This window comes from Mesorhizobium qingshengii (assembly GCF_027563465.1).
GTDB lineage: Bacteria > Pseudomonadota > Alphaproteobacteria > Rhizobiales > Rhizobiaceae > Mesorhizobium > Mesorhizobium qingshengii_A.
Window position 1 is genome coordinate 137,069 of record NZ_JAPFQA010000006.1, and the last position, 25,447, is coordinate 162,515.

Annotated in this window: 22 protein-coding genes; 18 read left to right on the forward strand and 4 right to left on the reverse strand. The window is 64.3% G+C overall.

Features of this window, described 5'->3' with window-relative positions; genetic code table 11:
• Positions 1-15: 15 nt before the first annotated feature.
• The 7 genes from OOJ09_RS15905 to OOJ09_RS15935 all read left to right on the forward strand — a co-directional run bounded on the left by OOJ09_RS15905 (position 16) and on the right by OOJ09_RS15935 (position 7,135).
• On the forward strand, positions 16-1,266 hold the full coding sequence (locus OOJ09_RS15905) for a lytic murein transglycosylase (RefSeq protein WP_269906089.1): 1,251 nt from the start codon (positions 16-18) through the stop codon (positions 1,264-1,266).
• A 262-nt stretch (positions 1,267-1,528) separates the two neighbouring features.
• Positions 1,529-3,172, forward strand: coding sequence for an ABC transporter substrate-binding protein (locus OOJ09_RS15910; protein ID WP_269906090.1), 1,644 nt, complete (start codon positions 1,529-1,531; stop codon positions 3,170-3,172).
• A gap of 18 nt (positions 3,173-3,190) precedes the next feature.
• Entirely contained in the window at positions 3,191-4,252 is a 1,062-nt protein-coding gene (locus OOJ09_RS15915; RefSeq protein WP_269906091.1) for an ABC transporter permease, read from the forward strand.
• Positions 4,249-5,169, forward strand: coding sequence for a nickel transporter permease (nikC, locus tag OOJ09_RS15920; protein WP_269906092.1), 921 nt, complete (start codon positions 4,249-4,251; stop codon positions 5,167-5,169). Before OOJ09_RS15915 ends, nikC begins: the two co-directional genes overlap by 4 nt.
• Before the next feature lie 26 nt (positions 5,170-5,195).
• On the forward strand, positions 5,196-6,029 hold the full coding sequence (locus OOJ09_RS15925) for an ABC transporter ATP-binding protein (protein WP_269906093.1): 834 nt from the start codon (positions 5,196-5,198) through the stop codon (positions 6,027-6,029).
• Positions 6,026-6,775: an ABC transporter ATP-binding protein gene (locus OOJ09_RS15930; protein ID WP_091580037.1), complete on the forward strand. Its 750-nt coding sequence runs from the start codon at positions 6,026-6,028 to the stop codon at positions 6,773-6,775. Before OOJ09_RS15925 ends, OOJ09_RS15930 begins: the two co-directional genes overlap by 4 nt.
• Before the next feature lie 45 nt (positions 6,776-6,820).
• Positions 6,821-7,135, forward strand: coding sequence for a hypothetical protein (locus OOJ09_RS15935; RefSeq protein ID WP_269906094.1), 315 nt, complete (start codon positions 6,821-6,823; stop codon positions 7,133-7,135).
• 12 nt (positions 7,136-7,147) lie between these two features.
• Here the strand turns inward: OOJ09_RS15935 and OOJ09_RS15940 are convergent, their stop codons facing one another.
• The 3 genes from OOJ09_RS15940 to OOJ09_RS15950 are packed head-to-tail and all read right to left on the reverse strand — an operon-like array spanning position 7,148 to position 12,458.
• Positions 7,148-10,246: an efflux RND transporter permease subunit gene (locus tag OOJ09_RS15940; protein WP_269906095.1), complete on the reverse strand. Its 3,099-nt coding sequence runs from the start codon at positions 10,244-10,246 to the stop codon at positions 7,148-7,150.
• Positions 10,243-11,322, reverse strand: a complete 1,080-nt coding sequence (locus tag OOJ09_RS15945) for an efflux RND transporter periplasmic adaptor subunit (protein WP_269906096.1) — start codon at positions 11,320-11,322, stop codon at positions 10,243-10,245. Before OOJ09_RS15945 ends, OOJ09_RS15940 begins: the two co-directional genes overlap by 4 nt.
• Complete coding sequence (locus OOJ09_RS15950; RefSeq protein WP_269906097.1) at positions 11,319-12,458, reverse strand: efflux RND transporter periplasmic adaptor subunit; 1,140 nt, start codon at positions 12,456-12,458, stop codon at positions 11,319-11,321. Before OOJ09_RS15950 ends, OOJ09_RS15945 begins: the two co-directional genes overlap by 4 nt.
• Before the next feature lie 227 nt (positions 12,459-12,685).
• Between OOJ09_RS15950 and OOJ09_RS15955 the strand changes: the two genes are divergently transcribed.
• On the forward strand, positions 12,686-13,963 hold the full coding sequence (locus OOJ09_RS15955) for a 4-aminobutyrate--2-oxoglutarate transaminase (protein WP_269906098.1): 1,278 nt from the start codon (positions 12,686-12,688) through the stop codon (positions 13,961-13,963).
• A gap of 30 nt (positions 13,964-13,993) precedes the next feature.
• Here the strand turns inward: OOJ09_RS15955 and OOJ09_RS15960 are convergent, their stop codons facing one another.
• The gene (locus tag OOJ09_RS15960; protein ID WP_269906099.1) at positions 13,994-15,247 is read right to left on the reverse strand and encodes an NAD(P)/FAD-dependent oxidoreductase; all 1,254 of its coding nucleotides are present in this window, start codon (positions 15,245-15,247) and stop codon (positions 13,994-13,996) included.
• 459 nt (positions 15,248-15,706) lie between these two features.
• On the opposite strand from OOJ09_RS15960, the gene OOJ09_RS15965 reads away from it, so the two are divergent.
• The 10 genes from OOJ09_RS15965 (at position 15,707) to miaB (ending at position 25,440) form a co-directional block, all read left to right on the forward strand.
• A complete protein-coding gene (locus tag OOJ09_RS15965) occupies positions 15,707-16,999 on the forward strand; it encodes an imelysin family protein (protein WP_269906270.1) in 1,293 nt (430 codons plus the stop codon).
• Between the two features lie 132 nt (positions 17,000-17,131).
• A complete protein-coding gene (locus OOJ09_RS15970; protein ID WP_269906100.1) occupies positions 17,132-17,443 on the forward strand; it encodes a (2Fe-2S)-binding protein in 312 nt (103 codons plus the stop codon).
• Positions 17,409-17,894 carry a bacterioferritin gene (gene bfr, locus OOJ09_RS15975; RefSeq protein WP_269906101.1) on the forward strand — a complete coding sequence of 162 codons (486 nt, stop codon included), beginning with the start codon at positions 17,409-17,411 and terminating at the stop codon, positions 17,892-17,894. Before OOJ09_RS15970 ends, bfr begins: the two co-directional genes overlap by 35 nt.
• An 11-nt stretch (positions 17,895-17,905) precedes the next feature.
• Positions 17,906-19,507, forward strand: coding sequence for a di-heme oxidoredictase family protein (locus tag OOJ09_RS15980; RefSeq protein ID WP_269906102.1), 1,602 nt, complete (start codon positions 17,906-17,908; stop codon positions 19,505-19,507).
• Positions 19,507-20,586 carry an imelysin family protein gene (locus tag OOJ09_RS15985; RefSeq protein WP_269906103.1) on the forward strand — a complete coding sequence of 360 codons (1,080 nt, stop codon included), beginning with the start codon at positions 19,507-19,509 and terminating at the stop codon, positions 20,584-20,586. Before OOJ09_RS15980 ends, OOJ09_RS15985 begins: the two co-directional genes overlap by 1 nt.
• 65 nt (positions 20,587-20,651) lie before the next feature.
• On the forward strand, positions 20,652-21,758 hold the full coding sequence (locus OOJ09_RS15990; RefSeq protein ID WP_269906104.1) for a DUF1513 domain-containing protein: 1,107 nt from the start codon (positions 20,652-20,654) through the stop codon (positions 21,756-21,758).
• 110 nt (positions 21,759-21,868) lie between these two features.
• Positions 21,869-22,546 carry a tRNA (adenosine(37)-N6)-threonylcarbamoyltransferase complex dimerization subunit type 1 TsaB gene (tsaB, locus tag OOJ09_RS15995; protein ID WP_269906105.1) on the forward strand — a complete coding sequence of 226 codons (678 nt, stop codon included), beginning with the start codon at positions 21,869-21,871 and terminating at the stop codon, positions 22,544-22,546.
• 82 nt (positions 22,547-22,628) lie between these two features.
• On the forward strand, positions 22,629-23,123 hold the full coding sequence (gene rimI, locus OOJ09_RS16000; RefSeq protein WP_269906106.1) for a ribosomal protein S18-alanine N-acetyltransferase: 495 nt from the start codon (positions 22,629-22,631) through the stop codon (positions 23,121-23,123).
• 21 nt (positions 23,124-23,144) lie between these two features.
• Positions 23,145-23,945 (forward strand): lysophospholipid acyltransferase family protein, encoded by an 801-nt coding sequence (locus OOJ09_RS16005; protein ID WP_269906107.1) that lies wholly within the window; start codon positions 23,145-23,147, stop codon positions 23,943-23,945.
• 136 nt (positions 23,946-24,081) lie between these two features.
• Complete coding sequence (gene miaB, locus OOJ09_RS16010; protein WP_269906271.1) at positions 24,082-25,440, forward strand: tRNA (N6-isopentenyl adenosine(37)-C2)-methylthiotransferase MiaB; 1,359 nt, start codon at positions 24,082-24,084, stop codon at positions 25,438-25,440.
• Positions 25,441-25,447 lie beyond the last annotated feature (7 nt).

Here is a 25,447-nt window from a genome sequence, read left to right on the forward strand (position 1 = left end):
GGCAGGGGGATGCAGATGGTTCCTGCTTTTGTGAAATCGACCCTCGTCTTTCTCTGCCTCGCCTTCGCGCTGACGGTCTCGACCACTCCGGCGTCAGCCGCCAGGATCGACGACCAGTTCAGCGCCTGGCTGCAGAACGACCTGTGGCCGCAAGCCAAGGCGAAAGGCATTTCCAAAAAGACCTTCGATGCCGCTTTCGATGGCATCAAGCCCAATCTGAAGCTGCCCGATCTGGTGAAGCCGGGCGAGAAGGCGACGACGCCGCAGAAGCAACACCAGGCTGAGTTCGGCTCACCCGGCGCCTACTTCGCCGAAAAGACCATTGGCGCCGTCACCGCGGGCGGCCGCGCGCGCGAAGCCACCAATGCCAGGACACTTGCCGCCATCGAAAAGCGCTATGGCGTGCCGGGCGAGGTGTTGCTGGCGATATGGGGCCGCGAGACCGGCTTCGGCGCGGCAAAGATGCCCTACGACGCCTTCGAGGTGCTGGGCACCAAGGCGTTCATGTCGACCAAGAAGGATTTCTTTCGCACCGAGCTTCTGGCCGCGCTGGAAATCGTCGAACGCGGGCTGGCTCCGGTCGGTGCGATGAAATCGTCCTGGGCCGGTGCGCTCGGTCAGCCGCAGTTCATGCCGACGTCGTTCCTGAAGCATGCGGTGGATTTCGATGGCGACGGCCGAGCCGACATCTGGAACTCCACGCCGGACGTGCTGGCTTCGATCGCCAACTACCTCGTCCACTATGGCTGGGTGAGGGGGCGCGGCTGGGGCTTCGAGGTCACGGTGCCGGAGACCGTCTCCTGTTCGCTCGAAGGTCCGGACCAGGGCAAGAAGATTTCGCAGTGGGCGGCGATGGGCATCAAGCGCGTCGGCGGAAAAGCGTTTCCGGCGGGCGAACTGAAGGCCGAGGGTTTTCTGCTGATGCCGGCCGGGCGCAGCGGGCCGGCCTTTATCGCGACGCCCAATTTCTACGTGCTGAAGGAATACAACACCAGCGACCTCTACGCGCTGTTCATCGGCCATGGCGCCGATCGCATCGCCCATGGCGACAGCAATTTTGCCGGCAGCTGGGGCGCGGTCGGCGGGCTTTACCGGTCGGACATCGCAGCCCTGCAGCGGGCGCTGGAAGCCAAGGGCTACGATGTCGGCAGCGCCGACGGCCTGCCCGGCTTCAAGACCCGCCGGTCGATCGGCGAATGGCAGGCAAAGAATGGTCAGGCCGCCACCTGCTTCCCGGACGCAAGCCTGGTCGCGGTGCTGAAATAGCTCCGAAATTAGCAGATTTTTCCCGATCGGCGGCCGCAATTGGCTGGCGCGTGCATCGACACGCCATGGCCCATTCTGGTCCAATGCACTGTCCCGCGAATGCCCGTTGCCGGCTGGCAGGCCGCCGGATAGGGTGTTGACCAATTGGACAAAAACCACGACGGTAAGGGGCTGGAGGGCCATCGTCTGGCTCCGACAAGAATTCTACAACCCTGAGCCGGGAACTCAGGTCAACAAACCAACAAAACAGGGAACGATCACCATGATGATGGAAAAGTTTGCTCTTCGCTCGCGCACCTTGCTTGCGGGTGCGGCGATGTCGGCGCTGCTCATTGGCGCGGCACCTGCCTTCGCTGTCACGCCCGCCGACACGCTGGTCGAGGGCTTCGCCATCGACGACATCATCTCCATGGATCCGGGCGAAGCGTTCGAACTGTCGACCGCAGAGGTCACCGGCAACACCTACGATCTGCTTGTCCGACTCGACCTCACCGACACCTCCAAGGTCAAGGGCGATCTCGCCGATAGCTGGAGCGTCTCCGACGACGGCCTGACCTACACGTTCAAGCTCAAGCCCGGCCTGAAATTCGCTTCGGGCAATCCGATCACGGCGGCCGACGTCGCCTATTCGTTCGAGCGCGCCGTCAAGCTGGACAAGAGCCCGGCCTTCATCATCGACCAGTTCGGCATCAGCGGCGACAACGTCACCGAAAAAGCCAAGGCCGTCGACGACACCACCTTCCAGTTCGTCGTCGACAAGGCCTATGCGCCGAGCTTCGTGCTGAATTGCCTCTCGGCAACCGTTGCTTCGGTGGTCGATGCCAAGCTGGTCAAGGAACATGTCGCGGCAGTCACGCCGAGCGCCGACTACAAATGGGACAATGATTTCGGCAATGCCTGGCTGAAGACCGGCTATGCCGGCTCCGGCGTCTTCAAGCTGCGCGAATGGCGTGCCAATGAAGCCGTCGTCATGGAGCGCAACGACAATTACCATGGCGAGAAGGCCAAGCTTGCCCGCGTCATCTATCGCAACATGAAGGAAAGCTCGGCCCAGCGCCTGGCGCTTGAAGCCGGCGACATCGACGTTGCCCGCAACCTCGAGCCGAACGACCTCGATGCCATCGCCAAGAAGGCCGATCTCACCACCACCAGCGCGCCGAAGGGCACGGTCTACTACATCAGCCTCAACCAGAAGAACCCGAACCTGGCCAAGCCCGAGGTTCGCCAGGCGTTCAAGTATCTGGTCGACTATGATGCGTTGAGCTCGACCATCCTCAAGGGCATCGGCGAGATCCACCAGACCTTCCTGCCCAAGGGCGTTCTGGGTGAACTGGACGAGAATCCGTTCAAGCTCGATGTCGCCAAAGCCAAGGAATTGCTGGCCAAGGCCGGTCTCGCTGACGGCTTCAGCGTAACCATGGACGTACGCACCGGCCAGCCGACGACCGGCATGGCGGAATCGATCCAGCAGACACTGGGACAGGCCGGCATCAAGCTGGAGATCATCCCCGGCGACGGCAAGCAGACGCTGACCAAATACCGCGCCCGCAACCACGACATCTATATCGGCCAGTGGGGCCAGGATTATTTCGATCCGAACTCCAACGCCCAGACCTTTGCCTCGAACCCGGACAATTCGGATGAAGGCAAGACCAAGACGCTCGCCTGGCGCAATGCATGGGACATTCCGGACCTGACCAAGGAGACGGAAGCGGCTCTGCTCGAGAAGGATTCGGCCAAGCGCGCTGCGACGTACCAGGACCTCGAGAAGAAGATCCTCGACACCAGTCCCTTCGTCGTTATCCATCAGCAGCTGGAAGTTGCCGGGCTGCGCAAGAACCTCAAGGGCTTTGCGCTCGGCCCGAGCTTCGACAGCAACTTCGTCGGGCCGGTCTCGAAAGAGTAACGCCCGCGGACGCGCCGCATGAGTGCGGTTGAAAACGAGGGCGGGCGCGGCAGCGCCCGCGCCGTCGCCCTTGCATCCTTCATCGGCCGTTTCCTGGTCATCGCGATCACGACCTATCTTGGTCTTCTCGCGGTCACCTTCTTCATCGGCCGGGTCATCCCGATCGATCCGGTGCTGGCGGTGCTCGGCGACCGGGCGCCAGCCAATGTCGTCGAGCGCACGCGTCGCGAAATGGGTCTGGACCTGCCGCTGGTCGAGCAGTTCTACATCTATGTGAAAAGTGCGCTGAGCGGTGATTTCGGCACATCGGTGCTGACCACCAATCCGGTCATGACCGACATTCGCCGTGCCCTTCCGGCAACGACGGAACTGGCGACGCTGGGGACATTGATCGGTGCGCTGTTCGGCGTGCCGCTTGGCGTACTGGCTGCGGTCAAACGCGGCAGCCTCATCGACCAGATCGTGCGCATCATTGGCCTGATCGGTTATTCCGTGCCGATCTTCTGGCTCGGGCTGCTGGCGCTGGTGCTGTTCTACGCCAAGCTGCAATGGGTCGCCTTCCCGGCGCGGCTCGACGTCGTCTACGAATACACCTTCACGCCGATCACCGGCTTCTATCTGCTCGACTCTGCGATGCAGGGACAGTGGGACGTCTTTTACGATGCCTTCCGCCACATCATCCTGCCGGCCTCGCTGCTCGGCTATTTCTCGCTCGCCTACATCAGCCGCATGACGCGCTCGTTCATGCTCAACGAACTCACCCAGGAGTACATCGTCGCGGCGCGCGCCAAGGGCCTGTCGGAAACCCGCATCATCTGGGGCCACGCGCTGCGCAACGCCGCCGTGCCGATGGTGACGGTGATCGCGCTGTCCTATGCCGGGCTGCTCGAGGGCTCGGTGCTGACCGAGACCGTCTTCTCGTGGCCGGGCATCGGCCTCTACATCACCAATTCGCTGCAGAACGCCGACATGAATGCCGTGCTCGGCGGCACCATCGTCATTGGTTCGGTTTTCATCGGCATCAATCTCTTGTCCGACCTGCTTTACCGCGTGCTCGATCCGAGGACCAAGACAGGATGAGCGCCGAGACCATCCAGAGCCGTCGCGACTGGCTGCTCAGCGAGCGGCCGGCGTCGCGCATGCAGGCAAGGCTCGGCCGCGCCTATGTCGCGTGGCGGCGCTTTTCCGCCAACCGGCTGGCCTTTCTCGGCCTGCTCATCATCATCGCCCTGCTGGTCGTTGCCGCCCTTGCCGGTGTGCTGGCGCCCTATTCGCCGACATTCGGCGACCTCAAGGGGTCGCGCCTGCTGGCGCCGGGCGCCGAGCACTGGTTCGGCACCGACGATCTTGGCCGCGATATCCTTTCGCGCATTCTCTACGGCTCGCGCTGGACGCTTTACGTGGTCATCCTGGTCGCCATCATCGCCGCACCCATTGGCCTGCTCGTCGGCACCGTGGCCGGCTATGCCGGCGGCTGGACCGATGCCATCCTGATGCGCATCACCGACATCTTCCTCGCCTTCCCCAAGCTGATCCTGGCATTGGCCTTCGTCGCCGCCCTTGGCCCGGGCATCGAGAATGCGGTGCTTGCCATCGCCATCACCTCCTGGCCGCCCTATGCCCGCATCGCGCGCGCGGAAACGCTGACCGTGCGCAACTCGGATTACATCAAGGCCGTGCAGCTGATGGGCGCCTCGCCTTTCCGTATCGTGCTGCGCCACATCATGCCGCTCTGTATCTCCTCGCTGATCATCAGGGTGACGCTCGACATGGCCGGCATCATCCTCACCGCGGCGGGCCTCGGCTTCCTTGGCCTCGGCGCGCAGCCGCCACTGCCCGAGTGGGGCACGATGATCGCCTCGGGCCGCCGCTTCGTGCTCGACCAGTGGTGGGTGGCCGGTGCGCCGGGTTTCGCCATCCTGATCGTCAGCCTCGGGTTCAACCTGCTTGGCGATGGCCTGCGCGACGCGCTCGATCCGCGCAGTGGTGACCAATGAGTGGTGGCCCCAATCAGCAGCGGTCAATGAGCGCGCTTCTCGATGTCGACGATCTGCGCGTCACCTTTCCGACCCGCTCCGGGCTGATCGAGGCGGTGCGTGGCGTCTCCTTTTCGCTCGGCCGCGAGCGGCTCGGCATTGTCGGCGAATCCGGCTCGGGCAAATCGCAGACCGGCCGCGCCATCATGGGCCTGACGCCGCCGCAGGCCAGGATATCGGCAAACAAGCTCGCCTTCGACGGCATCGACCTGCTCGCCGTGTCGCCACGCGAACGCCGGGCGCTGCGGGGAAAACGCATCGCCATGATCCTGCAGGATCCGAAATATTCGCTCGACCCGGTGATGAGCATCGGCCGTCAGATCGTCGAGACGCTGCGAACGCATGAGAAGGTCGGCAAGGCCGAGGCGCGCGACCGCGCGCTGGCCATGCTGGAGGCGGTGCAGATCCGCGACCCCGCCCGTGTCTTCGACCTGCATCCGCATGAGGTGTCGGGAGGCATGGGCCAGCGCGCCATGATCGCCATGATGCTGATCGCCGGGCCGGAAATGATGATCGCCGACGAGCCGACCTCGGCGCTCGACGTCACCGTGCAGCTCGACGTGCTCGGCATCTTGGACCGGCTGGTCAGCGAGCGCGGCATGGGGCTGATCTTCATCTCGCACGATCTGCGCCTGGTCTCGTCCTTCTGCGACCGCGTCATCGTCATGTATGCCGGCAAGGTGGTCGAGCAGCTCAAGGCGTCGGAACTCGGCCGGGCCCAGCACCCCTACACGCGCGGCCTGCTCAACTGCATGCCCAGGATCGGCTTCGAACGGCATCCGCTGCCGGTGCTCGACCGCAAGCCGGAGTGGGCGGCATGACAGCAGCGATTGCCATCGACGGGTTGGAAGTGATCTTCGACCGGTTTCGCGCGCTGAAAGGCGTCAGCCTCGAAGTCAGGTCAGGTGAATCCTTCGGCCTTGTCGGCGAATCCGGCTCCGGAAAATCGACGCTGCTGCGGGCCATCGCCGGCCTGGCGCCGGTCGCCTCGGGCAGCATCACCGTCAATGGCAAGAAACTCGGGCCACGCCGCGACAAGGCCTTTTACCGAGAAGTGCAGATGGTCTTCCAGGATCCGTATGGGTCGCTGCACCCGCGCCAGACCGTCGACCGCCTGCTGCAGGAACCGCTTGCCATCCATGGTTTTGCCGACGGCGAAAAACGTATCCAGCGGGCTCTCGATGAGGTCGGTCTCGGCAGCGGTTTCCGCTTCCGCTATTCGCATCAATTGTCGGGTGGCCAGCGCCAGCGTGTGGCGATCGCGCGGGCGCTGATCCTCGAACCCTCGATCCTGTTGCTCGACGAGCCGACCTCGGCGCTCGATGCCTCGGTGCAGGCGGAAGTGCTCAACCTGCTGGAAGAAGTCCGCCGGCGGCGCAAGCTGACCTTCCTGATGGTCAGCCACGACCTCGCCATCGTCACCCATATGTGCGAACGGCTGATGGTCATGCAGGGCGGCGAGGCGGTGGAGAATCTCACGGCGGCCCAACTTGTCGCGCACCGCGTGACAGAGGATTACACGCGCAATCTGCTCAGGGCCAGCGAGGGGTTTGTGAGGACAGCCTGAATTCGTTTCTTGCTCTGTGCAGAACAGTCGTCTTGGGGAATTCCCATGGAGAAATGGAAGTTTGCGGACCCACCCAACGTCGCGGTGTTTCTGGATAGGGGCATTATTACTCGCGGCGACTGGATCGCATACGTCTCGCACGACGATGACGACGGCAGTTGGCAATTCCACAACAGCGAAACTGGACCTGTTGACGAAGGCGACATAATGATCGTCAGCTTGCAAAACGTTGTGCAGCGAGATGAAAGCATCCTGGCGTTGGCCGACTTGCCAGAAGGCTGGCACGCCTGGCGCACTTCAAAATCGTCACCGTGGCAGCGCGCCAGGTCGCGCCCTGTACCCTCCAACGATAACGAATGACCCGTCAAAACCTTAAGCTGGGCCTTGCACTGGCTCGCCATTCTCCAGAACGGGCGGTTCTTCTCTGCCCTTCGGCTCCTTGATCCGGAACCACGTCACATAAAGCGCCGGCAGGAACAAAAGCGTGATCGCGGTGCCGGCGATGATGCCGCCCATCATGGCATAGGCCATCGGGCCCCAGAACACTTCGCGGGCGATCGGGATCAGCGCCAGGCTGGCGGCCGCTGCCGTCAGCGCGATCGGCCGCATGCGGTGCTCGGTCGCTTCGATGACGGCCGCCCAGCGGTCCTTGCCCTCGCGCACGAGGTCCTCGATCTGCACGATCAGGATGACCGAATTGCGGATCAGGATGCCGATCAGCGCCAGCACGCCGAGGATGGCGACGAAGCCGAGCGGCGCGCCGCTCGGCACCAGTGCCGCCACCACGCCAATCAGCCCGAGCGGCGCCACCGCCACGACCAGGAACAGGCGCTGGAAGCTCTGCAACTGCACCATCAGGATGGTCGCCATGATGAACAGCATGAGCGGCACCACCGCCGCGATCGGCCCTTGGCTTTTGGCGCTTTCCTCGACCGAGCCGGCGGTGGCGATCGAATAGCGCGGCGGCAGCTTGGCGATGAAGGCGTCGACCGAGGGCTTCAGCTCGTTGACCACGGTTGCCGGCAGCACGTCGCCGACCAGCCCGGCGCGCACGGTGATCGTCGGAATGCGGTCGCGCCGCCACACCGTTGGCTGTTCGAGCTCGTAGCGGAAATTGGCCACCGCGGCGAGCGGGATGGATTCGCCCGTGCCGGTCGGCAGTTGCATGTTCTGCAGCGTTCCGATCGAGCCGCGCTCGGCCTCGCGCGAACGGGCCACCACATTGATCAGGTAGGTGGCGTCGCGCACCTGGGTGATGGTGGCGCCGCCGACCGTGCTGTTCAGCGCGCTGGCAATGTCGGAAGAGGTGATGCCGAGCTGGCGCGCCTTGTCCTGCAGCACTTCGACCCTGAGCACACGCTGCGGCTCGTTCCAGTCGAAGGTGGGTGCTGCCAGCTTTGGATTCGCGGAAATCACGCCGGAGAACTGCTGTGCCAGCTCCCGCACAGTCTGGATATCGGGGCCGCTGACGCGGTACTGCACCGGACGCCCGACCGGCGGCCCGAGTTCGAGCGGCTTGACGAAGGCGTCCGTGCCGACGAACTCCTCGCGCAGCAGCTTTTCCAGCGCCGGCTTGACCCGGTTGCGCGCCTCGATGCTCCTGGTGACGATCACGGTCTGGCCGAAATAAGGATTGGCCGGCTGCACGTCATAGGCCAGCACGAAGCGCACCGCGCCCTGGCCGATATAGGAGCTGAAATGGTCGATGTCGGGATTGCCGACCAGCGCCCGCTGCTCGAAGCGTTCCATCTGGTCGCGGGTCTCGGCGATCGACGAGTTCTGCGGCAGGTTCCAGTCGACGATCAGCTCCGGCCGGTCGGAGGGCGGGAAAAACTGCTGCTGGACAAGGCCGAAGCCGGCGATCGAGGCGGCAAACAACAGCACCGTGGCGATGATGGTCAGCCAGTGATGGCGCACGGAGCCGACCAGGACACGCCGGAACAGCGATGTGAAACGGCCGGGCTGGTCGTGATGTTGCTGCTTCATGGTCGCCGGCAGGATGGTGACGCCGAGCAGCGGCGCGAACAGCACCGCCACGATCCATGACACCAGGAGCGACACGGCGATGACGACGAACAGCGTGAAGGTGTATTCGCCGGCGGCGCTGTTGTTGAGGCCGATCGGAATGAAGCCGGCGACCGTCACCAGCGTGCCGGTCAGCATCGGGAAGGCGGTCGAGGTGTAGACATAGGTCGCCGCCTTGCGCAGACTGTCGCCGACCTCCAGTCGCGCCACCATCATTTCGACCGCGATCATGGCGTCGTCGACCAGAAGGCCGAGCGCGATGATCAGCGCGCCGAGCGAAATGCGCTGCAGCGAGATGCCGAGATAGGCCATGACCGTGAAGGTGATGGCCAGCACCAGCGGGATCGACAGCGCCACCACGAAGCCGGCGCGCATGCCAAGGCTGATGAATGAGACAGCAAGCACGATGGCCACCGCCTCGAACAGGGCGCGGGTGAAGCCCGAGACCGCTTCCTCGACGATCACCGGCTGATCGGCGACCAGGTGCACGCCGACGCCGACCGGCAGGTCAGCCAGCACCTTGTCCATCTCCCTGTGCAGCGCCGCGCCGAATTCGAGCAGATTGGCGTTGGGCCTCATGCCGATGGCGAGCGCGATGGCGTCCTGGCCGTTGAAACGAAACAGTGCCGTCGGCGGATCGACATAGCCACGTGTGATCGTCGCCACGTCGCTCAGCCGGAAGAAGCGGTCGTTGACGCGCAGATTGATGGCACGCAGGCTCTCTTCGGAAGTGAAGTGGCCGCCGACGCGCACGCTGATGCGCTCCGGGCCGGACTGGATGACGCCGGACGGCGTTATCGCGTTCTGCGCCTGCAGGCTGGCCACGATCGCCTGCTGGTTGAGGCCAAGGGCCGCGATCTGGCGGGTCGAGAATTCGAGATAGATCGCCTCGTCCTGCGCGCCGACGAGATCGACCTTGCCGGCATTGGGCACGGTCAGGATTTTTGTGCGGACATCCTCGACATAGTCGCGCAATTGGCGCGGGGTCAGCCCGTCCGACGTGAAGGCGTAGATGTTGCCGTAGACATCGCCGAAGCGGTCGTTGAAGAACGGTCCCTGCACGCCTTGCGGAAACTGCCCCTTGATATCGTTGACCATGTTGCGCACCTGGATCCAGTTCGGCACGACATCGCGCGCCCTGGTGGTGTCCTTCAGGTTGACGAAGATGACGGTCTGGCCGGCGGTGGTGATGGATCTGGTGAAGTCGAGGCTGTCGAGCTCCTCGAGCTTCTTCTCGATGCGGTCGGTCACCTGCTGCAGGGTCTCCTTGACCGAGGCGCCCGGCCAGTTGGCCTGGATGATCATCGTCTTGATGGTGAAGTTGGGGTCTTCCTCACGGCCGAGATTAAGGTAGGAGAACACACCGGCGACGACGAAGACCAGCATGAAATACCAGACCATGGAGCGGTGGCTGAGCGCCCAGTCGGAGAGGTTGAAGCCTTTCACGTGGCCCCTCCTTCGAGAATCCTGACTTTCTGTCCCTCGGCCAGGCTATGTACGCCGGCGGTGACGACGCGCATGCCGGCCTCCAGCCCTTCGGCGACGGTAAAGGTGGCGGCGCCTTTGGCGGCAACCTTGATCTCGTGCGCGCTCACACTCGATGTCTGCGGATCGACGATCCACACTCTGTCGGAACCGTCCTTTTCGAGCAGCGCCGACAGCGGCAGTTCGATCGTCGGCGCCACCTTGGTCATGCGCGTCGCGGTCACCGTCGAGCCGAGCCTGAAGGCCTGCGGCGGATCGGTGAGCGTCAGCCGGACGCGGCGGGTGCGGGTCGAACCCTCGGCCTGCGGCGCGATCTCGCGCAGCTTGGCCTGGGTCTCGATCGTCGGCAGCGATTGCAGGATGACCTGGAACGGCGTGCCGGCTGTCAGATCGCCGGTCAACTGGTCGGGAATGTCGACCACCGCTTCGCGCAGGTCAGAGCGTGCCACCGTGACCACGGTCTGCCCGGGCGAAACCGTCTGGCCGACCTCGGCGCCGGTAGCGGTGACGACGCCGTCGAAGTCCGAGAACAATCTGGCATAGCCAAGCTGCTCCTGCGACTTGGCAAGCGCGGCCTTGGCCCGCTCGACACCGGCCTCGGCTGCCTTGCGCGCCTGTTGTGCGGCATCGAAGACGGCTTGCGAGGTGTTGGCGGCGGCAAGCAGCTGGCGTTGGCGTTCCTCGCTGGCGGCGGCGTTGGCGAACTGCGCCTCGGCATTGGAGAGTTCGGCCTTGGCCGCCTGGACGGCCAGCTCCAGCGCGGTCGGATCGAGCGCGGCGATCGTCGTTCCCTTGCTGACGATGTCGCCGACCTTGACGTCGCGCGAGACGACCCGGCCAAGCAGGCGGAAGGCAAGGTCGGCGCTGTACTGCGGCTCGACCGAGCCGGCGAAGCCGAAGGTCTGGGTGGTGCGCGGTTCGACCACGACCGACAGCACCGGCCGGACGATCTCCGGCGGCTTTTCATCCGGCTTCGAGCAGCCAGCGAGCGCGCCAAGCGCAAACAGGCCAAGCAGGATGCGCGGCAGCCGGTTCATTGGCCCGCTCCCGATATCTCGACCGTCTGTCCAGGGCTGAGCAACTGTCCGCCTGATGTGACAACGCTTTGGCCTTCGTCCAGCCCCTTGGCGATCACGACCGTGCCCGATTCGAAAGCCAGCACCTCGACCGGCGTCGTGGTCACCGCCTTGGTCGCGGGGTCGACCACCCATACCGCCGGATTGCCGGCGCTCGACGTCAGCGCCTGCCAGGGCAGCAGGACAGCCTTCGTCGGCTTGGCGCTGACCGAGCCGATGACCGCCGCCCCCAGCGGCATGCCGGCGGGCGTGTCGGGAATGCTGACCTTGACCCGGATCGAACCCGAAGCCGGATCAACCACCGGCGAGATTTCGCGCACCTCGCCCGTCGCCTTGATCTGGGGGTCGGACAACAGCGTGATCGTCACCACCGGAGAGGCCGGCGTCCTGGCGACCAGAGTTTCCTGGACGTTGAATACCGCGTCGCGGTCGCCGTCCTCGGCGACGGTGAAGACAGTTTGCGCTGCTTGCACCACTTGCCCGGTTTCGACCTGGCGGGCGGTGATCACGCCCGCGGCGCCTGCCTTGAGTTCGGTGAAGGACAGGTTCTGCTGGGCGTTGGCGAACGCGCTCCGCGCGGCATCGACGCTGCCTTGCGCCACCTTCAGCGCCTGGTCGGCCGCGTCATAGTCGCGCCTGGTGGTGAAACCCTGGGCCAGAAGCGTCTTCTGCCGCTCGAAGGCGGCGGCGGACTGGGTCAACTGCGCCTGCGCGGCGTCGAGGTCGGCCTGCGCCGAGCGCAGATCGGACTCCTGCTCCTGCGGATCGATGCGGGCGAGAACGGTACCTTGATCGACATGCTGGCCGACATCGACAAGCCGCTCGGCGACGCGGCCGCCGACCCGGAACGACAGATTGTTCAGCGTGCGCGCGGCGATCACCCCGGTCAGCGAGGTCCGCGGCGCAAAGTTGGCGATCTCCACCGTCTCCGTGCGCACCATCACCGGCAGCCTCTTTGCCACGGCCTCCTGCTTCTGGCAGCCAGTCAGCAGCATCGCGGCCGTGCAGGCAAGAATCGCCAAGGCGGCTGGAAAAGGCAAAAGGCTGGAGGCTTTGACCGATGGCGGCGAGACGGACGATGTCGCGTTCCTGCTCATGGGCTCCCTCAGCCGCGGGCCGATCGCGATACCTCGCGGACAATTAGGAGGATAATCGATCCTTGGAAAAAGAAAACCGGTCTTGGACGCGTAGCGCCCGACTGTTAAGGGCATGCCTGCGCCGCAGGCCCAATCGACCGCCGGTGGTGCCGGCTTGAGGAAAACGTGAAATAAGGTCAGAAGACGGTGATCAAACGAGAACGGGCGCCAGCCCGATGAGGGATATCATGAAGAATTCAGCCATTTCCGAACGCAAGAACCAGTCGATTTCACGCGGCGTCGGCATGACCACGCAGATTTACGCCGACCGGGCTGAAAACTCGGAGATCTGGGATGTCGAGGGTCGCCGCTATATCGACTTCTCGTCGGGCATCGCCGTCGTCAATACCGGACACCGCCACCCCAAGGTGATCGATGCGGTCAAGGCACAGCTCGACCGCTTCACCCACACCTGCCATCAGGTGGTGCCCTATGAGAGCTATGTGCGGCTGGCCGAACGGCTGAACGCCATGCTGCCAGGCAAGTTCGAGAAGAAGACGATCTTCGTCACCACCGGCGCCGAGGCGGTCGAGAACGCCGTGAAGATCGCCCGCAACGCCACCGGGCGCCCGGCGGTCATCGCCTTCGCCGGCGGCTTCCACGGCCGCACCTTCATGGGCATGGCGCTGACCGGCAAGGTCGTTCCCTACAAGGTCGGCTTCGGCGCCATGCCGGGCGACGTCTATCACGCGCCGTTCCCGGTGCCGCTGCATGGTGTATCGGTTGCCGATTCGCTGGCCGCGCTCGACCGCCTGTTCAAGGCCGATGTCGATCCGGCCCGCGTTGCCGCCATCATCGTCGAGCCGGTGCAGGGCGAGGGCGGGTTCTATGAAGTGCCGCGCGATTTCATGGTGGCGCTGCGCAAGCTCTGCGACCAGCACGGCATGCTCTTGATCGCCGACGAGGTGCAGACAGGCTTTGCCCGCACCGGCAAGATGTTCGCGATGGACCACCACGACGTGGCGGCCGACATCACCACGATGGCCAAGAGCCTGGCCGGCGGTTTCCCGCTCGCCGCGGTCACCGGCCGAGCCGAGATCATGGATGCACCCGGCCCCGGCGGGCTCGGCGGCACTTATGGCGGCAGCCCGATCGGCGTCGCCGCGGCGCACGCCGTGCTCGACGTGATCGAGGAAGAAAAGCTCTGTGACCGGGCCAATGCGCTGGGCGGGCGATTGAAGCAGCGGCTGCAGTCGATCCGCGACGAGGTACCCGAAATCGTCGATATCAGAGGCCCTGGCTTCATGAACGCGGTCGAGTTCAACGACGTCAAGAAAGGCCTGCCGTCGGCCGAGATCGCCAACGCGGTCAGGTTGAAGGCGCTCGACAAGGGCCTGATCCTGTTGACCTGCGGCGTCTACGGCAATGTCATCCGCTTCCTCGCTCCGATCACCATCCAGGACGGCGTCATGAACGAGGCGCTCGATATTCTGGAAAGCTCGATCCGCGAAGTCTGCGCCGCCTGATTGAGGGCGTGCCGACCCGGAGGGGCGGGATTATCCCGCCGCTCTGGCCGGTTCCTTTTCAAGGAAAGCGGCCAGTGCCGCTTTCAGGCCCTCGGGGCCATCGGCAATCGTCTGCGGCGACGGCGAGAAGCCGGCGCCGAGCATCTTGCGGCCAAGCATGTGGTCGCCGGGGCGGTTGACCGATTCGATGCCGAGCAGCCGGTCGCCGGCATAGTGGTAGATCGAGAACTTGTTGTCGGGCAGGTCGCCCAGCACGACGTGGCTGTCGCCGCCGGCGGTCAGGCCGACCATCTGCAGCTTCATGTCGCCAATGTCGGACCAGAACCACGGCACCGCCGAATAGGCGTCCGCATGGCTGGCGATCGTGCGTGCGGCAAGCCGCGCCTGGTCGGTGGCGTTCTGCACCGATTCCAGCCGCACGTCGCCGCCGGTGAACCAGTGCCGGTAGGAAGCGGCGTCGCCGATTGCGAGGATTTCAGGCGCCGAGGTGCGCATCTGGTGATCGACACGAATGCCGTTGGCGATGGCAAGGCCGGCTTGCTGCGCCAGTTCGACGTTCGGCACGGCGCCGATGCCGACAATGACCATGCGTGCGGGCAGCCTTTCGCCTGACGAGGTGATAGCGGCCACGACACTGCCGTTTTCGCCTTCAAGCCTTGCAACGCTGGTCCCGGTAAGGATGCGCACGCCGGTCGCTTCCAGCCTTTGGCGGACATGGCTTGCCACCACAGGGGCAACGGCGCGGCCAAGCAGCCGGTCGACCGCCTCGACAACAGTCACCGTGCGGCCGGCCGCACGCAGCGTCGCGGCGATTTCCAGCCCGATGAAGCCGCCACCGAGGATGACGACCTCGTCGCTCTGCGCGCTGAGGTCGCGGATCAGCCGCGCATCGGCGAGCGAGCGCAACGACACCACACCGGACAGATCGGAGCCTGGCAGCGGCAGGGTGCGCGGGCGCGAGCCAGTCGCCAGGATCAGGTGGTCGAAGGCGAGCGCGCCGCCGCCGGCAAGGTCCAGGAGCCGACCGCCGGCGTCGATCCGGTCGACCTTGACGCCCGGCCGATAGTCGATCGCGCTGCCGCTGTAGAAGGCTTCGCCGCGCAAGGGCTGGGGTTTCGCCTCGGCATCCTTGATGAAGGTCTTGGACAGCGGCGGCTTGTGATAAGGCAGCTCGTTCTCGTCGCCGACGAGGATCACCGGCCCGTCATACCCTTCCTCGCGCAGGCTGGCGGCCGCTTGCACGCCCGCATGACCAGCACCGACAATGACCACACCGTTCTTCATCGCAGCCCAAATTCCTCGACAGATTCTAGGACGTCTCGCCAGATGGCATCTGCCTGACACCGTCGCGAGCGTATGCGTTCGGGTCGCACCCGGAATGGCGTCTGTCAATCATGCGGTTCCACGGCGCGCGTGACGCAGGAGGCGTGGTTAAAGTTGACAGTTGTAGTTTAGAATAATTCTAAACTGTTGTTTTAATTGAATTTTATCTCTTTCGCCAGTTGACTTCCAGCTGCTCCGACGCTTTATGGAGGGCTCGCGCATCAAGCGCATCCCTTTGATGTCTGGGCCTTGAACCCTTTCGATTGGAGGCATTTCGGTGTCTTTCTTACGCCAGCCGCGTCGTCGCGCGGTCCCTATCCCCTCCGGTTGCATGCACATGCCCTGGCGTGGGCCGTCCGTTGCCGCGCCATTGGCGCCGGCTTTTCACCGAACTTCGAGGAGATAGCAGTCATGAGAGCGATGATCACGGCACGGTATGGCGGCAGGCTTGCAGCGATCGGCGCCACGGCACTGCTGACGGCGGCGGTATTTGTGTTGCCGGCCAAGGCGGAAACCGACGTGAAGGCGGTCATCAAGACCTATGCCGATATTGGGCTCGCCAAATATCAGGACGCGCTGACCACGGCGCAGGCGCTCGACAAGGCCGTCGACGCGCTGCTCGCCACCCCCTCGGTCGAAACGCTCAATGCGGCTCGCGACGCCTGGAAGGCGGCCCGCGTTCCCTACCAGCAGACCGAAGTCTACCGGTTCGGCAACAAGATCGTCGACGACTGGGAAGGCGAGGTGAATTCCTGGCCGCTGGACGAAGGCCTGATCGACTATGTCGCCAAGAGCTACGGCGCCGAGTCGGACGCGAATTCGCTCTATACGGCCAATGTGATCGCCAACAAGGAGATCGAGATCAACGGCAAGAAGGTCGACGCCTCGAACCTGACGCCGGAATTCCTCTCCGGCACGCTGCAGGAGGCCGGCGGCATCGAGGCCAACGTCGCCACTGGCTATCACGCCATCGAGTTCCTGCTCTGGGGCCAGGACCTGCATGGCACCGGTCCGGGCGCCGGCGAGCGCCCTTATACCGACTACGACCTCAAAAACTGCACCGGCGGCAATTGCGACCGCCGCGCCCAGTACCTGAAGTCGGCCAGTGACCTTCTGGTCTCCGACCTGCAGAAGATGGTCAACGATTGGAAAGAGGACGGCGCCGCGCGCAAGAACCTCGTCGATGGCGAACCGAACACCGCCGTCTCGATCATCTTCACCGGCATGGGCTCGCTGTCCTATGGCGAACTGGCCGGCGAGCGCATGAAGCTTGGTCTGCTGCTGCATGATCCGGAAGAGGAGCATGACTGCTTTTCCGACAACACCCACAACTCGCATCTCTACGACGCCATCGGCATTCGCGCCGCCTATCATGCCAGCTATGTCAGGCTCGACGGCACCGTTGTTTCGGGTCCTTCGGTGTCGGATATGGTGAAAGCGGCCGATCCGGCGATCGACAAGGAGCTGTCGGACAAGCTCGACGTCAGCGTCGCCAGGATGGAGGCGATCAAGGCGCGGGCACTGGCCGGCGAGGCCTATGACCAGCAGATCGCCGAGGGCAATACGCAAGGCAACGCCACCGTGCAGGCAGCGATCGACGCACTGGTCGACCAGACCAAGTCGATCGAGCGCGCTGTCGGCTCGCTGAAGCTCAACGACATTGCCTTCGAGGGCTCCGACAGTCTCGACGCGCCGGACAAGGTGTTCAAGTAAGAGTCGTCTTGGCATGACCCCGGACCGGAGGTCCGCGTCTGCGAAAAGTGGAAACCGATTTTCGGAAAAGGTCATGCCGACCAGGAAATACCAGCCAAACGGTGCCGGGGCGCCGTCAGCCAGAGCAACATAATGCTGATCTGCCATTGCAACATCATCACCGAGAAGGAGATCGAGCAGACGATCGTCGGGCTGCTGGATCAGGATCCCTGGCAACTGATCGTGCCGGCCAAGGTCTATCACGCCATGCAGAAGCGCGGTCGTTGTTGCGGCTGCTTTCCAAATGTGGTCGAAACGATCATTCGGGTCACCGAAAATTACCACGCCCGCTCGGAGGCGAGCGGCATGGATGTTGTTTCACACCTGGATCGCGTCAGAGGGCTGCGCGTCCAATACGGGAGCGGAACCCATGAAAGGCGAAAAGCAGGTCATCGAGCGGCTTAATGAGGCTCTGTTTCTGGAGCTCGGTGCGGTCAATCAATACTGGGTGCATTTCCGTCTGCTTGAAGACTGGGGATATGCCAAGCTGGCGAAAAAGGAACGCGCGGAATCGATCGAGGAGATGCACCATGCCGATCGGCTCGTGGCCCGCATCATCTTCCTCGAAGGCCACCCGAACCTGCAGTCCGTGGCGCCGCTGCGCATCGGGCAGAATGTGAAGGAAGTGCTCGAATCCGATCTCGCCGGCGAGTATGACGCGCGCACGGCATACAAGCGGTCGCGCGAGATCTGCGAGGAAGCGGGCGACTACGTGACAATGAAGCTGTTCGAGGAATTGCTGGCTGACGAAGAGGGTCACATCGACTTCCTCGAGACGCAGCTCGACTTGCTCGCCTCGATCGGCGAGGAAAAATACGGCCAGCTCAACGCCGCATCGGCGGACGAGGCGGATTGAGGCATGCTGGAATGCGGCGCCTGCTAGAATTCGTGCGCCGCTTGCGGCGGGCCGCCGGCTCGCCGCTCCGTCAGAAAACACCAGCCGGATTGGTCGGCAGGCGCTGCGTCCTCTTCGTGGTGGCGTTCACCTCTTGCGCGATGGCCGGCGACCCTCGGCCTCCCGGCCTCGCCATCACGCGCACCGACCTCAGTGCGAAGGATCAGGCGCGCGTCACCACCATCATCAGGCCGACCACTGATTTTTCCAAACCCGAGCAATTCGAACTGATGCAAGGCGGCGCCGGCACGTCCAGAAAGGACGTCAGCCGCGATTCCTTCTCGCAATCCTCGGCCAACATCACCTTCGAGGAAGAGGGCACCTTCAAGCTTGGCAACGCCCTGTTCCGCAAGAATTGGGTGTCGTCGCCATCCTCGACGCAGGCGTCGGACGGACTTGGCCCCCTGTTCAACGAACGCGCCTGCCAGAACTGCCATCTGAAGGATGGCCGCGGCCATCCGCCGGAAGGCGAGGCCGGCACCACGTCGATGTTCCTGCGGCTGGCGCGCGAGGCGAGCAGCGCGCAGGAGAGAGCCGCGCTTGCCGACCACAAGGTGCTCAATTTCCCCGACCCGGCCTATGGCACGCAGTTGCAGGAACTGGCCGTGCCCGGCCTGCGTGGCGAAGGCAGGATGCATGTCGACTATCAGGAACGGAAGGTGATGCTGGCGGACGGCAGCGTGGTTTGGCTGCGCAAACCTGCCTATTCGGTCGCCGATCCCGCCTATGGGCCGCTTGATCCGCGCACCACGCTGTCGCCGCGCCTGACCCCACCGATGATCGGCCTTGGCCTGATCGAACAGATTGCGCCGGCGGACATCCTTGCCAACGCCGACCCGGACGACCGCAACGGCGACGGCATTTCCGGCCGGCCGAACATCGTGCGCGACGGCCAGAGCGGCGAGCTGGCGCTTGGCCGTTTCGGCTGGAAGGCACAGACCGCGTCGATCCGACAGCAGGCAGCGGATGCCTTTGCCGGCGATATCGGCATCTCGACGCCCGAAGTGCCGAAACACTGGGGCGACTGCACCGCCGCGCAGCCAAAATGTCTCGCCATGCCGAACGGCGTGCAGGAGCGGCTTGGCCCGGCCGAGGCACCGCCGCCGGTGATGGATCTCGTCACCTTCTATTCGCAGAATCTGGCCGTGCCGGCACGCCGCGGCCTCGACACAAGGCAGGTGCTGGCCGGCAAGAAGGTCTTCTACGAGATCGGCTGCATTGCCTGTCACACGCCGAAATTCGTCACCCGTCGCGACACGCCCAACAAGGCGCAGGCGTTCCAGCTGATCTGGCCCTATTCCGATTTTCTGCTGCACGACATGGGACCTGATCTGGCCGATGGTCAGGCCGTGGGGGAAGCGGCGGGCAATGAGTGGCGCACGCCGCCGCTGTGGGGCATCGGCCTCACTGAAACGGTCAACGGCAACTCCTTCTTCCTGCATGATGGCCGAGCGCGCACATTGGCCGAGGCGATCCTTTGGCATGGTGGCGAGGCGCAGAAGGCGCGTGACCGTTTTGCCGCCGCCAGCGCCACGGACCGAGATGCCCTGGTCAAATTCCTGGAGTCACTCTGATGCCGAAGCGTTCCGCACTGGTTCTCGTTCTGCCTCTGGCTCTGCTGGGTGTCTTCCCGGCGTCGGCGGCGGTGAAAGCCTCCGACATCATCCAGCGAGCGATCGATGGGTTTGTCCGCCCGGCCTATGCAAGCCTGCACGAGCATGCGGAAACCTTGACCGGATCCGTGCGCAAGCTCTGCACCGCGCCCTCGCAAGGGGAGCTTGATGCGGCGCGTGCCGAATTTTCAGCCGCGGTCGATGCCTGGTCGTCAGCCGAAATCATCGGCTTCGGGCCGATCAAGGAAAACAACCGGCTGGAACGCATGCTGTTCTGGCCGGATCGCAAGGGCATCGGCCTGAAGCAGGTGCAGGCTGCCTTGGCGGACAAGGACCCGACCGCCACCGATCCCGCTCAACTGGCCGGCAAGAGCGTTGCCATGCAAGGGTTGGGCGCGCTGGAATTCGTCCTTTATGGCGATGGCGCCGATGCGCTGACCGGCAAAGGCGGTTCCTATCGCTGCGCCTATGGCGCTGCGCTTGCCGGCAACATCGAAACCATGGCCGGCGACGTCAGCGATGCCTGGAACAAGCCGGACGGGTTTGCCGCGCTGTGGGCCAATCCGGGACCGCAGAACCCGCTATACCGCGATGGCAACGAAGCGGTGACGGAACTGGTCGGCGTCTTCATCAATGAGCTGGAAATGGTCCGCGATGTCCGCCTGAAGGGCTTTTTCGGCGGCAAGCCGGATGCGGACAAGCCGAAACAGGCGATCTACTGGCGCTCGCAAAACACCACCAATTCACTGGCTGGAAACCTCGCCGGCATCGATACGCTGTTCCAGGCTTCGAAGCTTGGCGACGCATTGCCGCCCGATGCGCGCTGGATGGCGGAATCGATCCATATCCAGCTGGTCAACGGCGTTGCCACCGCCAAGGCCGTCAAAGGTCCGATCGACAAGGCGCTCGCCGATCCGGTGCTGCGTGACAAACTCGACCATTTCGCGCTGATCACCTCCAGCCTGTCGACCCTGTTCGGAACCAGGCTGACCGCCGAATTCGGCCTGACCGCCGGCTTCTCGTCGCTGGATGGGGACTGAGCATGATCCCGAAAAACGGAATCCGGTTTTCGGAAGAGATCATGCTCAAAAAGAGAGACTGATCCTTGAAAACGCCACTCATAGATCGCCGTGATTTCCTCAGGGCCGCCGGGGCAGGCTTCATGGCCGCAATGGCGCCGTCGGCATGGGCGAAGACGCTTGCCGCCGACGCCGTCTTCGCCACCGCTTTCGTCAAGCGCGATGGCAGTTATGGCGCCGCCGTGCTGTCCGAGGCCGGCAAGGTCCTGCATGCGATCGACCTGCCCGATCGCGGCCATGACGTCACCTTCGATCCGGTCTCGAAGCGCTCGGTGGTCTTCGCCCGCCAGCCCGGTACCTTCGCGATCGTTTTCGATCACACCGGACGCGACGCGCCGCTGACCATCGCCAGCATCGCCGGCCGGCATTTCTTCGGCCATGGGGTGTTCTCGACCGACGGCGCGCTGCTTTACGCCACCGAGAACGACTTCGACAATGCCGCCGGCATGGTCGGGGTCTATGATGCGCGCGCGAAATTCAACCGTATCGGCGAGTTCCCGACCTATGGAATGGGGCCGCACGAGCTTCTGCTCATGGGGGACGGCAGGACGATTGCCGTCGCCAATGGCGGCATCGAGACCCACCCGGACTACGGCCGCGCCGAGCTCAACATCGCGACCATGAAGCCATCCTATGTGCTCATCGACCGCGTCACCGGCGACCTCGTCGAGAAGCACGAACTGCCGGCCGCACTGCACCAGCTGTCGATCCGCCACATGGACACCGATCGGTCCGGAACGGTCTGGTTCGGTTGCCAGTACAGGGGGCCGGGCACCGATCGCCCGCTGCTGGTCGGCCGCGCCGGGCGGGGCAAGGACTTGCAACTGCTCGACATGCCGCGGGACGTGCTGACCGGCTTCCGCAACTATATCGGCTCCGTCGCCGCCAATCCGGTTGCCGGCACCGTCGCCGTCTCGTCGCCGGAGGGCAATTCGCTTGCCGTGATCGACGCGGCGAGCGGCAAGGTCGTCTCGGCCAGCGCACTGGTCGAGGTCTGCGGCGTGGCGCCCGACGGAACCGGCTTCATGGCCACCACCGGCGCCGGCGAGATCGTCGCGGGCAGTGGTGCGACACGGTCCGAGCCGGACTATGTCTGGGACAACCATATGCTGCGTATCGAGCCAGTCGCGTAGATGCTTTTCCGGCAAGGCCGAAGCGAAGCCGCTTAACAAATTATGCACTATCCCCTTGCGGTGGCGCGCCGTGGCGGGCACAGGGAAACTGTTCTCGAACCGGTCGTTTCATGAAATTGCTCGCCATCGACTGTGCCGCCAATCTCTGCGCCGCTTGCGTCTATGACGCGGAGGCGAAGCAGGAACTCGGCCGCTCGGTGATCGACCTGGGTAAGGGCCACGCCGAGCACCTGATGGCAGTCATTGCCGAGGCGCTGAAGGCGAGCGCAACCGACTATGCCGGTCTGGGCGCCATCGCGGTTTCCGTCGGCCCCGGTTCCTTCACCGGTCTGCGTGTCGGCGTCTCGGCCGCGCGCGGTCTGGCGCTGGCGTTGAAGATTCCGGCGATCGGGGTGACAACGCTCGAGGCACTGGCGGCTGAAGCGGCCGTGACATTTCCCGGTCGCGCCGTGCTGGCGGCGCTCGATGCCGGGCGCGAGGAAATCCATGCCGCCCTTTACGATGAAATGTCGGTTTTGACTTACGGACCGGCGGTGACCACGCTGGCGGATGCCACCACCATGGCGACGGAAAGCTCTCCGGTGCTGGCCGGCACCGCGGCAGCGCAGATTGCCGCATCGGCCGGGCGCGCCTTCGATATCGGCCCTCGGACGGCTACCGCCGACATTCTCACATACGCTCGGCTGGCTGCCGCCAAGGGGGAAGGCGAAAGGCCGAAACCACTCTATCTGCGCGGTGCGGACGCCAAGCCGCAGGCCGGGTTCATACTGGCGAGGCTCAGACCGTGATCCCGAACCGAAGGAACGCGGTAGCGAAAAGTGGAAGCCGGTTTTCGGAAAAGATCGTGGTCAAACAAGAAAACGGAAATTAATGCGCATACCTTTTCTCCAGCCGCGGCGCCGGGACTATGCGCTCGAGCCGCTGAAGATCGCCGACAGCCCGGCGGTCTCGCTGCTGCACCGCGAGGACTTTGTCCGCCCGTGGACCGATGGCGAATTCGCCGCCTTGCTCGAACAGGACACCGTGTTCGGCTATGCCGCGCGCGAGACCGGGCACGGCTCCAAGCCGCCGGTCGGCTTCGTGCTGGCCAGGCTGGCCGCCGGCGAGGGCGAGATCCTGACCGTCGCGGTGGCGCGGTCCCATCGCCGGCAGGGGCTTGGCTGGCAGTTGATGGACGCGGTGCTGCGCGAACTGCACGCGCAGCGCGCCGAGGCGCTCTTCCTCGAAGTCGACGAGACCAATGTCGCCGCGATCGCGCTCTATCGGCGGCTCGGCTTCCGCGAGGTCGGCAAGCGTCCGAATTATTACAAGTCGCCCGAGCGCGGCCCGACCGGTGCGCTTGTCATGCGCCGCGATCTTCGCTAGCCAGAGGCCTGGGTAGGGGCGATGATCAAGAAAATCAGGATTTTCCTGGCGCTGGGCCTCGTCGTCGCAGGTTCCCTGATCCTCGTGCCGTTGCAGATCCTGTCGATGAAGACCGGCTGGTGGCCGGAAACGTTCATCTTGAAGATCTGGCACAGGCTGATCATCAGGGCGCTCGGCATGCGCGTCCACGTCCACGGCGCGCTTTCGACCAGGCGCCCTTTGCTGGTGGCGGCCAATCACATCTCCTGGACCGATATCATGGTGCTCGGCTCTTTTGCCGATGTGAAGTTCATCGCCAGGGCGGATATGGAAGGCTGGCCGCTGATCGGCATGCTGTCGAAGCTGCAGCGCACCGTTTTCATCGAGCGCGAGCGCAAGCGTTCGTCTGGCGACCAGGCAAGCGAAATCGCCAGCCGCATGGCCAAGGGCGACGCCATGGTGCTGTTCGCCGAAGGCTCGACCGGCGACGGCAACGTCATCTTGCCCTTCAAGAGCACGCTTTTTGGCGCCGCCTCGATGGCGATTTCGGAAGGCGCGGCGGAACAGGTGTTCATCCAGCCGGTGGCGATCGCTTACACGCGCCTGCATGGCGTGCCGCTCGGCCGCCGGCACCGGCCGCTTGCCGCCTGGATCGGCGATGAGGACCTGATGCCGCATCTCAGGGTGCTGCTGGCGGAGGGCGCCCTCGATGTCGAGGTGCATTTCGGCGAGCCGATCGCCTTTTCCAAGGGCTCGAACCGCAAGGAAACGTCGAAGCTTATGGAAAGCAGGGTTCGCGAGATGATGCAGGCGGCGCTTGCCGATCCGCGCTCCAGCCGTTAGCCGGCCGCGCGTTCGCCGGCAAGCATGACGGCGGCAGCGGAGAATCGTCTGTTTTTTGTCACGGAAAGGCGTTAGAAGCCGCCGGATGGACTTGAACACGATAGAGCGTGACGACATCGACGCCACCGCCGAAGGGATGGCCGCGCCGGCAGGAGCGACCAGGAAGGTCTTCATCAAGACCTATGGCTGCCAGATGAACGTCTATGATTCCCAGCGCATGACCGATGCGCTGGCCGCCGACGGCTACACCGCGACCGACACCATCGGCGAGGCCGATCTGGTGCTGCTCAACACCTGCCATATCAGGGAGAAAGCAGCCGAAAAGGTCTATTCCGAGCTCGGCCGTATCCGCGAGATGAAGGCAGAACGCGCCGGCACCGGGCGCGAAATGCTGGTCGGCGTCGCCGGCTGCGTGGCGCAGGCCGAAGGGGCCGAGATCATCCGCCGTTCGCCGGCCGTCGATCTGGTCATCGGCCCGCAGACCTATCACCGGCTGCCCGATGTGCTGGCGCGGGTGCGCGGCGGCGAAAAGATCGTCGAAACCGACTACGCCATCGAGGACAAGTTCGAGCATCTGCCGCAGCCGAAGCGAGCCGAGCTCATCAAGCGCGGCGTCACCGCATTCCTCACCGTGCAGGAAGGCTGCGACAAGTTCTGCACCTTCTGCGTCGTGCCCTATACCAGGGGCTCCGAAGTGTCGCGGCCGGTGGCGCAGATCGTCGCGGAGGCGCAGCGTCTGGCGGAAGCCGGCGTGCGCGAGGTGACGCTGCTCGGCCAGAACGTCAATGCGTGGCATGGACAGGGCGAAAATGGCGAGGAATGGGGCCTTGGCCGGCTGCTGTCCAGGCTCGCCGAAATCCCCGGGCTGGCGCGCTTGCGCTACACCACCAGCCACCCGCGCGACATGGACGATGAACTGATCGCCGCCCACCGCGATCTGCCGGCGTTGATGCCTTATTTGCATCTGCCGGTGCAATCGGGGTCCGACCGCATCCTCAAGGCGATGAATCGCCGGCATACGGCGAAGGACTATCTGGCGCTGCTCGACCGCATCCGTGCCGCCCGGCCGGATATCGCGCTTTCCGGCGACTTCATCGTCGGTTTCCCCGGCGAGACCGAAGCGGATTTCGAGGCGACCATGGAACTGGTGCGCCAGGTGAATTACGCCTCGGCCTTTTCGTTCAAATATTCGCCGCGTCCCGGCACGCCGGGCGCCGAGATGGCCGATCACGTGCCGGAGACCGTCAAGGATGAACGCTTGCAGCGGCTGCAGGCACTGCTCGTGAAACAGCAGCAGGACTTTGGCTTGAGCCTCGTCGGCAGCACCATCGACACGCTGATCGAGAAGCCCGGCCGCCAGGCCGGCCAGAAGGTTGGCCGCTCGCCTTGGCTGCAGCCGGTTATTGTTGATGAAAAGGCCGGCGAAATCGGTGACATTATCCAGGTGCGAATCACGAAGACGGGCTACAACAGCCTGTTCGCCGAATTGGCCTGAGGGTCTC

Excerpts from the sequence above, each read along its gene's own strand:
- OOJ09_RS15905 (WP_269906089.1), top strand. The coding sequence starts at position 16 with ATGGTTCCTGCTTTTGTGAAATCGACCCTCGTCTTTCTCTGCCTCGCC.
- OOJ09_RS15910 (WP_269906090.1), top strand. The coding sequence starts at position 1,529 with ATGATGATGGAAAAGTTTGCTCTTCGCTCGCGCACCTTGCTTGCGGGT.
- OOJ09_RS15915 (WP_269906091.1), top strand. The coding sequence starts at position 3,191 with ATGAGTGCGGTTGAAAACGAGGGCGGGCGCGGCAGCGCCCGCGCCGTC.
- nikC (WP_269906092.1), top strand. The coding sequence starts at position 4,249 with ATGAGCGCCGAGACCATCCAGAGCCGTCGCGACTGGCTGCTCAGCGAG.
- OOJ09_RS15925 (WP_269906093.1), top strand. The coding sequence starts at position 5,196 with ATGAGCGCGCTTCTCGATGTCGACGATCTGCGCGTCACCTTTCCGACC.
- OOJ09_RS15930 (WP_091580037.1), top strand. The coding sequence starts at position 6,026 with ATGACAGCAGCGATTGCCATCGACGGGTTGGAAGTGATCTTCGACCGG.
- OOJ09_RS15935 (WP_269906094.1), top strand. The coding sequence starts at position 6,821 with ATGGAGAAATGGAAGTTTGCGGACCCACCCAACGTCGCGGTGTTTCTG.
- OOJ09_RS15945 (WP_269906096.1), bottom strand. The coding sequence starts at position 11,322 with ATGAACCGGCTGCCGCGCATCCTGCTTGGCCTGTTTGCGCTTGGCGCG.
- OOJ09_RS15950 (WP_269906097.1), bottom strand. The coding sequence starts at position 12,458 with ATGAGCAGGAACGCGACATCGTCCGTCTCGCCGCCATCGGTCAAAGCC.
- OOJ09_RS15955 (WP_269906098.1), top strand. The coding sequence starts at position 12,686 with ATGAAGAATTCAGCCATTTCCGAACGCAAGAACCAGTCGATTTCACGC.
- OOJ09_RS15960 (WP_269906099.1), bottom strand. The coding sequence starts at position 15,247 with ATGAAGAACGGTGTGGTCATTGTCGGTGCTGGTCATGCGGGCGTGCAA.
- OOJ09_RS15965 (WP_269906270.1), top strand. The coding sequence starts at position 15,707 with ATGATCACGGCACGGTATGGCGGCAGGCTTGCAGCGATCGGCGCCACG.
- OOJ09_RS15970 (WP_269906100.1), top strand. The coding sequence starts at position 17,132 with ATGCTGATCTGCCATTGCAACATCATCACCGAGAAGGAGATCGAGCAG.
- bfr (WP_269906101.1), top strand. The coding sequence starts at position 17,409 with ATGAAAGGCGAAAAGCAGGTCATCGAGCGGCTTAATGAGGCTCTGTTT.
- OOJ09_RS15980 (WP_269906102.1), top strand. The coding sequence starts at position 17,906 with ATGCGGCGCCTGCTAGAATTCGTGCGCCGCTTGCGGCGGGCCGCCGGC.
- OOJ09_RS15985 (WP_269906103.1), top strand. The coding sequence starts at position 19,507 with ATGCCGAAGCGTTCCGCACTGGTTCTCGTTCTGCCTCTGGCTCTGCTG.
- tsaB (WP_269906105.1), top strand. The coding sequence starts at position 21,869 with ATGAAATTGCTCGCCATCGACTGTGCCGCCAATCTCTGCGCCGCTTGC.
- rimI (WP_269906106.1), top strand. The coding sequence starts at position 22,629 with ATGCGCATACCTTTTCTCCAGCCGCGGCGCCGGGACTATGCGCTCGAG.
- OOJ09_RS16005 (WP_269906107.1), top strand. The coding sequence starts at position 23,145 with ATGATCAAGAAAATCAGGATTTTCCTGGCGCTGGGCCTCGTCGTCGCA.
- miaB (WP_269906271.1), top strand. The coding sequence starts at position 24,082 with ATGGCCGCGCCGGCAGGAGCGACCAGGAAGGTCTTCATCAAGACCTAT.